The sequence below is a fragment of the Ginsengibacter hankyongi genome (genome assembly GCF_008710285.1).
In the GTDB taxonomy this organism is placed as follows: domain Bacteria; phylum Bacteroidota; class Bacteroidia; order Chitinophagales; family Chitinophagaceae; genus Ginsengibacter; species Ginsengibacter hankyongi.
The window spans coordinates 25,038-38,461 of the sequence record NZ_VYQF01000011.1 but is presented as its reverse complement, the minus strand read 5'-3'; the positions used below and the strand labels follow the sequence as shown (position 1 = coordinate 38,461).

8 protein-coding genes are annotated in these 13,424 nt (G+C 40.0%); all 8 read right to left on the bottom strand.

Going from position 1 to position 13,424, the window contains the following annotated elements; translation table 11 throughout:
- Positions 1 to 327: 327 nt before the first annotated feature.
- The 8 genes from FW778_RS20695 to FW778_RS20660 all read right to left on the bottom strand — a co-directional run bounded on the left by FW778_RS20695 (position 328) and on the right by FW778_RS20660 (position 13,070).
- The gene (locus tag FW778_RS20695) at positions 328 to 1,764 is read right to left on the bottom strand and encodes a sulfatase family protein (RefSeq protein ID WP_202552409.1); all 1,437 of its coding nucleotides are present in this window, start codon (positions 1,762 to 1,764) and stop codon (positions 328 to 330) included.
- Between the two features lie 171 nt (positions 1,765 to 1,935).
- Positions 1,936 to 3,408: a sulfatase family protein gene (locus FW778_RS20690; protein WP_150416798.1), complete on the bottom strand. Its 1,473-nt coding sequence runs from the start codon at positions 3,406 to 3,408 to the stop codon at positions 1,936 to 1,938.
- Positions 3,409 to 3,457: 49 nt separating this feature from the next.
- Positions 3,458 to 3,652 carry a hypothetical protein gene (locus FW778_RS20685; protein WP_150416797.1) on the bottom strand — a complete coding sequence of 65 codons (195 nt, stop codon included), beginning with the start codon at positions 3,650 to 3,652 and terminating at the stop codon, positions 3,458 to 3,460.
- Entirely contained in the window at positions 3,653 to 5,077 is a 1,425-nt protein-coding gene (locus FW778_RS20680; protein ID WP_202552408.1) for a sulfatase family protein, read from the bottom strand. It lies immediately after the preceding gene.
- Positions 5,078 to 5,240: 163 nt separating this feature from the next.
- A complete protein-coding gene (locus tag FW778_RS20675) occupies positions 5,241 to 6,530 on the bottom strand; it encodes a DUF4185 domain-containing protein (RefSeq protein WP_150416795.1) in 1,290 nt (429 codons plus the stop codon).
- Positions 6,531 to 6,614: 84 nt separating this feature from the next.
- Positions 6,615 to 8,366, bottom strand: a complete 1,752-nt coding sequence (locus FW778_RS20670; RefSeq protein WP_202552407.1) for a hypothetical protein — start codon at positions 8,364 to 8,366, stop codon at positions 6,615 to 6,617.
- A 35-nt stretch (positions 8,367 to 8,401) separates the two neighbouring features.
- The gene (locus FW778_RS20665; protein WP_150416794.1) at positions 8,402 to 9,850 is read right to left on the bottom strand and encodes a sialate O-acetylesterase; all 1,449 of its coding nucleotides are present in this window, start codon (positions 9,848 to 9,850) and stop codon (positions 8,402 to 8,404) included.
- A 106-nt stretch (positions 9,851 to 9,956) separates the two neighbouring features.
- A complete protein-coding gene (locus FW778_RS20660) occupies positions 9,957 to 13,070 on the bottom strand; it encodes a hypothetical protein (protein WP_150416793.1) in 3,114 nt (1,037 codons plus the stop codon).
- Positions 13,071 to 13,424 lie beyond the last annotated feature (354 nt).

Here is a 13,424-nt window from a genome sequence, read left to right as displayed (position 1 = left end):
TTTCTTTACCTAAAACTAAGGGTTGCAAATTATCAAAGGATTATTTCGAATTAGTACCGGTAAAATCAATAACTTCTAATGTTTCGGGAACTTTATGTCGCGTAATCTCAAAAGGTGAGCATAAGGTACTCCGAATTTATCAAAGCATTAAAGTTACCTCCTTCAATTAACATAATTGGAACTTGTGGCAGCTAATTCCACAGAATTCGCTGTCTCAACGTACCTGTATCCCGTGTACCTATCGACCCTAGCATTGCCACTCATGCACGTAAAAAGTGACAATAAATTAGTTCTGATCTTCTCCCTGTCATGATAAACTCAGACTTTCTAAAACTTAGTCTTCGAACGCATCCTTTCATTTGGAGGCAGACCATATATGTCTTTCAATTCGTGATATCTTATACGTAATTCTTCCAGTTTCATCCTGTATTTTGGATCATTTGCCAAATTCCTTGTTTCATGAGGATCATGCTTTATATCAAACAACTCCTCATAATTGTGTTCAATATAGTTCATGTATTTAAAGTCCCTTGTTACAACCCCTTCCTCTGCTGGTAACCGTGGTCCGCCTAAAAAATAATACTGGTAAAAGAAATCTTTTCTTTCAGGAATCTTGTTTTCGAGCATACTTATTAAATCAACTCCTTGCATTTTTTTGGGGGCCTGAACACCTGCCATACCCAGGATAGTAGGGGCGATATCAATATTTAAAGCCATCTGACGGGCTTTATACTGTTTTATTTTATCCGGCAAATTAGGATCATATATGAGGAGCGGTACCCGAATGGACTCTTCATAACCATACCATTTACCTTCCATGCCATGTTCACCCAGGAACATTCCATTGTCCCCCATTAATATGATGATGGTATTTTTTGTTATACCTAATTCATCCAATTTCTTCATGGTTTTTCCAATCACATCGTCCACTCCTGTTATCAGGCGATAATAATTTTTTACATTTTCCTGATAAAGTTCAGGCGTCCCAAATAATCCTTTCCATCTTGACCTTGCGAAGTTTGTATCTGTGCGGAAAAAGTCGGGAAACTGCTGCCAATACTTGGGATCAGCGGTTACTGGTTCAGGGATAGTTACATCTTTATAATAATTTTTATAGTTTGGTTGAATCACATAAGTTGGGGGATCTCCGTCCTGTTCATGCGGCGCCTTAAAGCTTACAGAAAGGCAAAATGGACCATTTTTGCCAAACTGATCCAGAAATTCTTGAATTGCGTGCCCCAATGTATCGGTATCATGAATTTTATTTCCGTTTTTATCCAACGTAATATAATTTGGTTGCATCTTACCTCCGCCCTCTGAATTAACCCAAAAGTCAAATACCTGCTGTGGTGGATGTGTACCTATTCCAAATTTGCCAATAAATCCGGTTTTATAGCCTGCTGCTTTTAACAATGCCGGATAGGAATTTGCAACCGATTCCGCGCTTAAATCTGTACGGAAATCATTTATATGGTTGCCCGATTCATATTGGCCAGTCATTATACTGGCGCGGCTTGTGCAGCAAATGGAAGTTGTGACATATGCATTTTGAAATAATATCCCTGCACTGGCCAACTTATCCATATTGGGGGTTTGGATAATCGGATTACCCATTGCCCCCATCGCATCCCATCGTTGGTCATCCGTTAATAAAAATATGATGTTGGGTTTAACGCTAATTACATTTTTTTGTGCCTTAGAATCTGAAAAAAATAATAATACCAGGCTAATTGTAAACAGGACTTTAATTTTTTTATACATCATTTTCATTTGATTTATATTGATAGTTTCTAATGCAACTTAAAGACTGATAATAATTCCCGAAAAACAGTTAAAGGCAAAAACTAACAAAGCCAAACTTCACCAATCAGCACATTTTTCAGTTTTGCAACGGTTCCATCGATTTTTTTTCTTACGCTTAATGTTTCAACCCTGTTATTCATAATATCCCACCGTGCCGGTAGCATCCAACGGAGGATAATGGAATTTTTTTACATAGAATAAACCTGGTAAAAACTTATCGTTCGCAACCTTAAGTTTTTCCGCTAGTAAACTATCAAGATGATGCTGTAATAAAGTATATCCTGGATTATTTACAAGGTTCTTCATTTGGTAAGGATCGTTCGCATCATCAAATAATAGCCATGGTCCATTTAAATCCCTTACGTATGTATATTGAGGAGTCCGTATTCCACGATATTCTTTACCGCCCCTAACCCGTGCCCATTCTCCAAACGGCTGTATGCACGTAATTATAGAAACCGTGTCTTTCGGGTCTTTTTCCTTCCCTTGTAAGTATTTACTAAAATCAATGCCTTCTACCGTACCGGGAACTTTTATATTACACATCCCAAGAAGTGTAGGCATAATATCTTCAGAATTGATCATAGCACTATAGTTGCCTTCTTTAATCCCATTGTTTCCTGAATAATGAAACAACATTGGTACCTTAATAGATTCGTCCCATGGCTTTTGTTTTCGGTAAGCTCCATGGGAGCCCATTAAATCTCCATGATCTGAAGTAAATAAAATGATGGTATTGTCATAAACACCTTCTTGTTTCAAGGTATTGATTATTTCACCTACCATATCATCAATGGCTGTCATGTGTGAGTAATACCCGACTAAATTTTCTCGAACTTCATTTTGCATATTAACCGGCACATTGGGGCGCAATGCCAGTTTCGACGGATCGTACATTTTAGTATATGCTTCTGGTGCTGTGTTATAGGGATTATGCGGTGGTCCAAATGCCAGCATCAGGAAGAAAGGATTATGATCATGAGCGTGATTTCTGAGATATTTCTCTGCATCTTTTGCTTCAGCAAAAACATCATACCCCTTCCAATAGTGTCTTGTTGTATCATCATTATCATAATAAACTGAATGATTATAATTATGATCGCAGTTTACTGCTTTCCAATATTCAAAGCCTTGCCGCCTGGCTCCCGGCGGTGTGAAGCTTAACCTGTACTTTCCATCAAGATGCCATTTGCCAATATAACCTGTTTGATATCCGTTTTCGTCAAACACTTTGGCTATCGTAATAGCATTAGTATCGAGCCTCACGTCATTCATAAATATCCCATTAGTCAGAGGCCTTTGTCCTGTCACTAGAGAAGCCCGGAAAGGAGTGCATACCGGTATACCGGATACTGCATTAACAAAATTGGCACTTGTGGCAGATAACTTATCAAGATTTGGTGTCTTAACATCCTTATCACCTGAGTATCCGGTCGACTGGGCTCGCCATTCATCCACATGTATAATTAATACATTCGGTCGACTGCTATTCGTTGTTTGACTGCTTACGGATGAGGTAAACGATAAAGTCGCAATGATTGCAAATAAGTTTCTTCTTCCCAGTTGTAATGTAGCAGGCAATAAGGGTATTTGTATAGTTTTCATTTATAAATATTAATAATGAAAAATTCGATTTTACTCTCCAAATTTAAAATTACGTGTCCAGTAATTTTTCTTCATCCACCCAAACAATGGCTGCATCCATTCTTCTGTTGGCAACCATCCTATTCTTAGAATACACAGTATTTGGATTCAGACTACCCAGGAAGAAATTGTCGCTACATAAGTTCACCGTGAAAATATAGATCCAGCTAAATAACACTTTTATAAGCTTGGCTGCCTTACTCACCTAGAATCGAATATCATGTCCGGTATGGCTAGCTTTGACTTTTTGTTGCTGCATAAATTCTTTTATTACTCCAGTCTGCTTTCTATCTCTGAAAGCCTGAAAAGCGGGGTCGTTAAAATTGCGCATGACTTCAAGCATCTTGTCTCGAAATTTTTGTACTTCACTAGAATAAGCCGGATCATTTACCAAGTTGTGCAAGCCGTTAGGATCTTTTTTAAAATCATAAAATTCTTCAGGTACTCTGTGCTTGTAAAGTTCTACCCGCTGTGCTATGTAAGGATCGGTTTGGGCGGCTTTAACCATAGCTTTCCAGGTTAGGCCCGATGTGGCATCGCCGGTCATAGCTAATTTACCATCCGACCAGAAATTATAGATATAACCGAAATTTTTGTCCTCGAGTGCTCTCATAGGATAGCGAATCTTCGCAAAGATCTGATAGAACGTAGCATACACGTAAGTCCTTCCACTTTGTTTTTTTCCGAAAAGTAAGGGCAAATAGCTTCTTCCGTCTAAATGCGGAACCAATGGAAGACCTAATGCATCAAGGATTGTGGGCATTAGATCGATTCCTGAAATCATATGTGTAGAATCCACAGAACCCGGTTTAACTTTATGCGGCCACTTTATAATCAATGGCGTTTTATCACTATTAAAGTAGCATTGAGATTTTGAAAAAGGAAACGCGGCTCCATGGTCGCTCAAAAATATGACAAGTGTGTTGTCGGCCATTCCGCTTTCTTTCAACGCATCTAATACGCCGCCGATACTTTGATCGGCTCTATGGACTGATCCATAGTATTGTGCTACTTCTTTTCGCACGTTTGGAATATCGGGAAGGTAACCCGGCACATCAACCTCCTCAGGGCTATACTGTCTTGTTAAAGGCGGACGTCTGTTACCAAATTCTGCAGTATCATCAGCACTGCCGGCAAAAGGCCGGTGGGGATCCTGCGAATTGGCGAGCAGGAAGAAAGGCTTATTCGCCGTTTTTGCCATTTGAAAAAATCTTGCTGAATAGTCATGATAAAACTTTGGATTGCGGCCAAAGCTATTTCTCCACACAGAATCTTTTTCCGTTTTAAATGGAATATAATCCCAACAGAATTTTTCGAGGGGTTGTAGGTGGATCTCCTTTCCCAGAATTCCATTGATATATCCGGCCTTTCTCAGTTGCTCAGAAAGTGTGGGTACCTCTGACTTAATGGGTTCAAATCCTTCAGCACCATTGTTATGAGGATACCTGCCGGTTTGAAGACTTTCCCGGCAGGGCTGGCATACTGCGGTATTTACAAAAGCATAAGTAAACTCCATTCCTTCTGCGGCAAGTTTGTCAATGTTCGGAGTAATTCCCGAAATCCTGCAGCCGAAAACACCCACTGAATTATAAGCCATATCATCAACCGTTACTATGAGGATATTTGGCATAACTTTCTTTTTCGGATCAGTCTTCCGTTTCTGAAAACCAGCCATACTTGTACATAGGGCTAAAAGAGCCAGTAAAAGGCAAATGGAGGTAATGAGGATTTTTTTTAATGATGTCATCTCGCAGATATTTTAAAAAATTAATTTGAGCGTCAGCCTGATATTTTTATTTCATTTTCGTCAACTCCACTTTCTGAAATACCATCCCGTAATGACTACCGGGTGGATTTACGGCAATTGATTGACCATTCATACTTCTCCAGTAGTTTGCTGAGTAGAGCAACCAGAAAGTCTTTCCATTCTTACCAATGAATTTTGAAGGAATATTTACAAAATAGGCTTGTTCACCAAAATTCTTCATGTAGGCGATTAATTGCCAATCACCTGTAATACTATTTGACTCCAACATATAAGTGTTCATTTTTGAATAGGTGTTGCCACCATCGGTAACACACATCAGGTATTTATGAAGTGGCGCATTATACGTAACCGTTACGCAACCCATGTTGTTATTCCATTTTAATAAAGGTTGTATTTCATTAAAATTTTTTGTCCACACGGGAACACCATTGGCATCTTTGCCCGCATAATATTCATACTTTGATGCATCATTAATATTCTCTGGGGAAGGACTAACCCGCAGCAAATAAATCTGGTCTCCCGTTATCCAGCTATCATTCCAGAAGCGCCATTTTTTATCTGTTGTATCAGCGCCATGCGCTACCAGGTAGGCTTTGCCATCGGGGGAATACTGCATGTTTTTGCCAAAATCAACGAAGTGAGGAGCGCCAATTTTAACAGGGTATCCATTAATTCCTGTTTCACCAAACAATGGATTTTCCGGCGTATGTGGGCAAGCTATCCAGGTGTGTCCATAGTTTTTGGAATACCTGAAACCTACAAACGGTCCCATCCAGGGCCAGTTTATGATTTCATTTCCATATTGTGCACGACCTGCAGGGTCGAGGCAATAAGTGCCATAATACCACACGCCGTTATATATTAATGATCCGGAGGGATAACGGCCATGGTAAGGAAAAGCCGGCGAATTTTTATCAAGCCCAATGCTGTACGCCTGTAAGGTTAAAGGATCATCCCCAACGATAACGCCATCTCCGGTTGTGATATGCACCGGATCAATCCATGATTGTGAAAGGTCATTATAACCGTCGATTCTTCTTGTTTCACCATCGGTCCATGGTGAATATAATGTATCGTTGGAGGCCCAGGTGGGAAACCATGTATCACCATAATGATAGCCACTTTTTATTCCAAGAAATTTTATGGAATTAAATTCTTTTGATTGAGGAAAAGGACAATCCCCGGGAGTTTCAGAAGGCCAGACAAAAGAAGTATAGTTTACCGTATCAGGAGACAAAGTCACTCGTTGTGATTGGACAGAACCCTCTTCCAATAGAAGTAAGGCAATGAAAACAACCACACATCGAACACTCATATCATATATTTTTTTCAATAAAAAAATCATTTTAAAAACCGCGCCTGGAAAATACTTTCCAACCATGCTCCGGATACATCACTACTATTCGATATCCTGGCGGGAAACGATCGGAACATAACCAACCTCCAAACCCGCAGGAGGAGTAACAATCAGTGCCGGGTCAATATCCGCCAGTTTTCCAATAGTTGGCGGTGGCAAATATTCTTTGTCTTTAGTCCATGACCTTTGAAGTTTCTCCACCCGCCCCTGCATTTCTTCACGCTCAGCACTTGTCAAATCTGCATTAAGTAAAGCTGGCTGGTCAGCAAAACGATACCAGTAATAAGTCAGGGTACTTCCGTCTCCCAGTTTTACTTTGTAAGGTCCGGCTACAGGGCCGGGATTTTTCCAGCAACTATTTTTATCATCGGGAGTAGCATATAACCTTGGTGGTGCTGTATCTGAATTTTTGAAATAAACTTTCTGCAATCCTGTTTCTGTTGGTACGTCTGAGGGAGCCACAGCAACCCACTCACCAATACTGTCGTTATTATTTTTTACAAAATGATAATATTCAGGCAGAGTTAACAAGTAGCCAGAAGCTATTTTTCTCCGGGTCACCAGGTTGCTATTCCAGTTTAGCGTGAGTGTAATCGGGTCTGCTGAATCTGCACTTAAAAACGTATTTATGTTCAACAGCGCTCTGTGGTTCTTTGGAACATTGTCTTCAAATAACTGCCAAGTCGACCTGACTTTTCCGGTAAAATGTTGCATAAACCCCTCGCTGGTATCAATAAGCCCGCTGACAGGCTTTCCGCCATCGAACCAGGCTTTTACGCCATCCCAAAGTGCTTTTTTGTTATACACCATTAGCCGGTTCATCACTCGGGAATTTCCATCAGGTGCCGCAGGATACTGAATGGATGCAATACGCATATATTTTTCTCCTTTAGCGTCGGTACCTTCAGCGGAAGGAACATATTGGGTTTCCATCTCATAGTACTTGTTCGCATTTGAAGGCAAAACATCCAGGAATAACCCACTCACTCCGGGATTCTTTAGAGCCACCTGTGACCAGAAATAAGGCGTGAAAAAAGCAACCGGACCTTTAAAGTTTCCGGTGTTCAGAAATAAGGTCCAGCTCTGGTTTCCGGTTGGGATATTTTCTCCTGCAGTAGTGGATTTTGCTTCGGTTAGTGGCAAAGGGAGGTATCCGTAACCGAACAGTTCACCACAAGTTCCTTGTTTCAAATTAAGACCGTCTGGCGGGAAAAGCAACCATGGACTCAATTGAGCCACCCCATATTTACCCTCTGGCTTATTCCAATCCGTGCCTTTACCTGAACCGGGGCCGTTTGCCCAGCCGGCAAAATTCAGTTGTACCCCACCCATATTAAATTTAGGAGTGGTCGTTGCATACTGTGTAGAGCGCCACCATCCTAATCCTCCTTCTATATCAGAATATAGTTTCTCTTTTGTTTTTGAAGAGTCACGCATGGGGAACATCCATGTGCCAAACAAACCAGATTGAAAACTTCGGCCCGGATACTCTTTTAATAAAGGCCACGCGGCTGTATAAATCGAATAGCCTGCATTAAATTTTTGATCCACTTTTTTAGTTTGCACGATCATATAGCCACCAACACTTTGCCCACTGTTGTTAACCATTTCTGGTTTGTTGTTCTTTTTTTGGGAAAAGGTTTTAGGGCATAAGAACATGAAAATAAGAGATAAGATGCCGGCCTTTAAGATTAAGATTACCGGGCGATAAAATTGAAAAAGGCATGTGTTGACCGCTACGCCATCCATGCACAGATTAGCTGACACATACCGGCATTTTTTGTTATTTTTCATTGTAACCATTTTTAATTTTTAATCTCACTTTCTAATTACTCTGATTGTTTTGCATCATCCCAATTATCTGTTCTGAAAGATGAAGCGGGCAATAAAAAATTATCGAAGAGGGTGCCAACCGTCCAGCTTCTCCAACAGTAACGAACTGCGACAGGATTGATTACTTTATCACTCTTAACAAAAACCTCTTTCCTTTGATAAATAGTTGCTTCAGCAGGATAGAAAACTTTATCTGCTCCGGCTATTTCAAATCCATCGAGTTTATTAAAGGCGTACAATCCTTTTTCAGCATTTTTAAAGGTGATATAAATGCCATCATTTTTGTTATACATTGAATCGTACATAGGTCCTGCATAATCGATGGCTTTGTATCCATATGTTTTATTTAAGGCATTGTATAAAAGCCTGTCGGCCACATCTTTTTTGTCAGTGGGATGAATGATATGTTCTGTACCAATATCAAGCGTAACCGCCATACCCGAATTGGGAATTATATCGAGGCACTGCAATTGGGCTTCACGTAAGAAGGCGGCGTTATCCGGATCATCCATGCGGTTTTGTTTGCTGTAGGCAAATGGTGCAATCTGTACATAATAAAAAGGGAAATCACCGATTCCCCAGCGGGCACGCCAGTCGCTTACCATTGCCGGGAAAAGTAATTTATAGAGTTTGGGTTGGCTGATATTGGCTTCTCCCTGGTACCAAATAGCGCCTTTGATAGTATAAGGAATAAGCGGATGTATCATTGCATTGAAGAGAACAGTCGGGAAACGATTCCCCCGTTTGAGGTCAACATTATTGAGATCAAAATGCTTTATTGCCCCTAAAGATTCTTTGCTCATCCAGGCTTCAATGAGGCTACCTCCCCAGGATGAATGTATTAGCCCTACAGGTACTCCCAATACTTCCTGCAAATGTTTTCCAAAGAAATAGGCTACCCCACTAAAATCTTTTACACTTGCAGCCGATGCCGATTGCCATTCTTTATAAGCTCCGAGTTTGTTCTGGGGCGTGAGACTGGCCTGGTTACTCACAGTAAACAACCGGATATTATCATTTGCAGCATCAGCAATTGCTTCTTGTGCTCCATATACCGGCTGCCCCATATAACCGCTGATGGGTATTTCCATATTTGACTGACCTGAACACAGCCATACTTCTCCAAACAAAATATTAGTAAGGGCAATAGTTTGTTTATTGCTATTGATCCATGCTGATTGAGGCTTTTTACTATTAGTAGTTTGTAGTATTATTTTCCAATCACCAGAATTAGCTGCAGTTACATGCATTGTCTCCTTCAACCAGGATGTCCTGATACTAATTTTTTCGCCCGCATTAGCCCAGCCCCATAAAGAAACTTTCGTATTGCGTTGCAATACCATGTTCGAAGAAATAATTTCCGGCAACGTAACTTTTGCGTAAGTAAGAGTTGTAAAAAGACAACCTAAGAAAATCAACACCAATACAAATAGCTTTTTTTTCATGTTTACATCTTTTAATATTTCAATTCTGCTTTATTTCATTCGCTTAAATCAAGAATTTATTAAAATTGGTTTAGGCATTTTAATAAAACAACCAAGCCATAATTTTTTACCTTCTATCAAAAACTGCGGCCCATTCAATTTCTTTGTTTCCCGGACATTCGATTTTGAGCTTTACAAGACCATTGCTTTCATTGAACAAGGTTAATCTTGTCCCATCATCATTGCAGAAACAATAAAGACTTTTGTAACCGTTGGAAGCAATGCTTATAACATAAGGATCGTTGCTAACAATCTTGCTGATACCGTTTAATGTTTTTGTAACGGGATTCCACTTCGTTTTTATCATGTCAAGGTATCCCTGCATAATATGACGATTTGTGGATAACACCTGCGGCACCTCAAGCACTTCTCTTACCGACATCATGCGTGCTTCGCCGGGACGCAATACCTGTTCAAGCTTTGCAGATCCTTTTAATTTGCCTGTGAAGTTGTCATTCCAGAAATCATACACGTAATAAGATTTATGTTTATTAAGCGCCAGAGATCCGTTAAAACGATCTCCTGAAATATAAATTCCAATCTTTTTTTCTTTTTCCTGGTCGGGATTAAAAAATGTTACCTGGTGCCATTTATCATTTACCTCAAAATCATATACCATTGGTATGGGTGAAACAAATGCGTCTACAGGTCTTGCACTTTTATTTTGGGTATGATAAGGAAAGGTTCTTGTCAGGTCCCAAAACATATCTTTAGAAAACTGGCGAAAACTATTTGCCAATAATAATCTTCCTGAAACCACATAACACATAGTTAGCACAGACCGCACCACATCCCTGTTATCCTTTAGCCGCACAATATTTTTCGAATCAGTATCCTGGTTTATCAAGACCCGGTTCTTATACCACCGCAATCCACAACGGGTGACAGTTGCGCTGTCCATAATGTCCGTATCATTTTCTGTTCGCATCGATGCAACCAGGCCAATGGTACTATCACTTCCCCGCTCCATATTACGTTCATGAACATAAGCCCCGGGCCCTAAGCCGTCACTGGCGTACTTAAAAATATTTCTGTAGGCAGCAGCAGTCGTAGCATGCTTGTCCTCCATTCCACCGTCTTTGGCCCAACCCGAAGAAGGATAATCAAACATTAAACCCTTGACGCCTCCTTTCCTGAGATTATGATATACTTCGGTTAAATGTTGAAGGAATCCAGGGTCGGTATAATCATACCCCCAAACCACTTGTCCATTGCGCTCCCATGTTTTCTTCCATGAAGTAAATATTTCCCCGTTCGGGTCTTCAGCACCATTTTTCCAGGCATACGTTTTATTAAATAACATGTGTCCGGGATAGGCCTTTGCATAGTCTTCTGACCTGTAACCCGTCTGAAAATAAGTAAGCGGAATACCACCCAGTTCGGTTACCGCTTTCCCCCACTTTTCTGATGTCTCAAAAGGTGAAATATATCTGCCGTGTTTACCTCCGACATGTTCTTTTATTTCACGTTGCCAGTGTTCATCATCCCACCATCCCTGCTGGTTATCGGGCATATAGGAATCCGGAACCAAACGCACTGCCACACGGGAATAATTTAAGAACCCGGAGTCCTTAATAATTTGCATTTCATTCACGGCCCCAACCGTTGAATTTTCTGCGCCACTGTTGCCATATCCTGCACTCTCAGCATACCAAAGGCAAACGGTTGGAAAATCATAGATGCTAAGATTCACCGCCTGTGCCGAACATACTCTTTTGCCATATTCTTCCAGGGCAATAAATGGATCATTACTCCCCACGTCGATGTAAAAACTATCAAGAGGTTTGTACACAATTCCCGGATCCACTTTCTTTCCAACAGGGTCTTTGGCAAAAAGATTTGCGGTATAACTAATGCGGGGTTTCACACATTCTTTTACTTCCGTTAATGAATTTGGTAATAACGGCTGAAAGGAACCATCTCTTAACCAAATTTCGCTGAGGTAAACGTTCCTGTCCTTCTCCTGGCCGTCACCTTTTGTGAATATTATTTTAAAAGTTTTTGAAGCGATCGCGTCCGCAGGCAAGGAAAATTCCACCTGCTCAACATCTTTCTTTTTCACACCATCAAAACGAGGTACGGTATGATTACTGATTAAAGAAATTCTCTTATAATGATCATCCTTGGTATATTCAATATAAACGGATTGGTGATTATCTTCATGATCTCCGTGCTGGTATCCGTTCCACCAGGAGAATCCGAGTAAATATCTTTTGTCAGGATCAATGTGTTCAGTAGTTATTATTATATCTCCGGGTGATTTAGCTGAAGTAGCTGTTTCCTCACAACGAAATTCATGATAATTCCATCTTTGTAATAGCATTTTGCTTTCAACCCGCAGGAGTTCTTTATCATCTTTTTGGTCTGATGTATCAAAGGGTAGATTTAGATAACATAACAAACTGTTTTTACCATCGGCCCCCTTCTCCAGTTCCGTTCTTCTTGCCTGTTCGATGAAAGCAAACTTGTCAAAATCATGATAGGTAAGCCCTCCAAGGACGGCAACTTTTCGCTGGTTATCATTTGTAAAAGTCAGCAGTATATTATTTCGCGATTTTAAAGCATTACTTCTTGTGAGCGGCGAATACATCCTGGTTCCATATTCAAGTGGTTCCCCCCCGCTAAACCCATCAATCATTGCAAAATTTTCAGCAACATCTGTATCTTGAAAAATCTTTGCATTGGATACAGCATATATCTCTTGTACCTGTATCGAATGGTTAAGTGTATTTTTAATACCGCCGGTAATATTCAGGAATCCGTAATTATGGTAAAGAATAACTGTAAAAAGTAAACGCGGGCCATTCGGTTTTTCGAGTGTTATATCCAGCGCCAACGCATCACCCGAATCATCACTGACTTTTCTTTTTTTATAATTCCTTTCAAAATCTTTATCGTCAGAACGCCATTCATTTATTTTGAATGCAGCGTCTGATATGGAGTTAATTCCGGATAGTTTATCCGTTATAACATAGGTCCCGGTGCCGGTATCAAAAGCAAATGAAGTATATTGATTTTCCAGGATTACATGGTTCCCGGATTTGCTAATAATAGCTTTATGAAAGTCAGCATTTATAATATTTTGTCCCATGAAAAAGCGGCCACGCAAAAGAGTAGCTTGAGACAGATATCCCATAGTAGTCAGCAGCCCGGTTGATTGTAAAAATTTACGCCTTTTCAAAACTCACTTTTAAAAGTGAAAATGGTATGTTGAAACATTTCATGAAAACCAAATTTGTCAGATAGTAAGCGGTAGAACGCCACTGGTCGGTAAGTATATAAATTACGTTGGGCTTTTTTGTTGCAGAAGGCTGCAGAACTGCTAACAAAAAAAAGGTTGTAATTAAATTCATTTTCAGATTCCGTAACGAAATAGGTTGATTTTTACCAACGCAGATAAATTGTCTTTTCATTTCACTAGTGATTTTTTGGATATCATGATTAGTTCTTAATTTTATTTTCGTGAAATAGCGGCACTTAAAAGCAATATCTAGGTAATGATAAAGCTATTGTTAATCACTATTATTTAATATCC

Bases quoted from the DNA above. Each gene is read 5' to 3' on its own strand.
- FW778_RS20665 (WP_150416794.1), bottom strand. From the start codon at position 9,850: ATGAAAAAAAAGCTATTTGTATTGGTGTTGATTTTCTTAGGTTGTCTT.
- FW778_RS20690 (WP_150416798.1), bottom strand. From the start codon at position 3,408: ATGAAAACTATACAAATACCCTTATTGCCTGCTACATTACAACTGGGA.
- FW778_RS20695 (WP_202552409.1), bottom strand. From the start codon at position 1,764: ATGATGTATAAAAAAATTAAAGTCCTGTTTACAATTAGCCTGGTATTA.
- FW778_RS20675 (WP_150416795.1), bottom strand. From the start codon at position 6,530: ATGAGTGTTCGATGTGTGGTTGTTTTCATTGCCTTACTTCTATTGGAA.
- FW778_RS20680 (WP_202552408.1), bottom strand. From the start codon at position 5,077: ATGCCAAATATCCTCATAGTAACGGTTGATGATATGGCTTATAATTCA.
- FW778_RS20670 (WP_202552407.1), bottom strand. From the start codon at position 8,366: ATGAAAAATAACAAAAAATGCCGGTATGTGTCAGCTAATCTGTGCATG.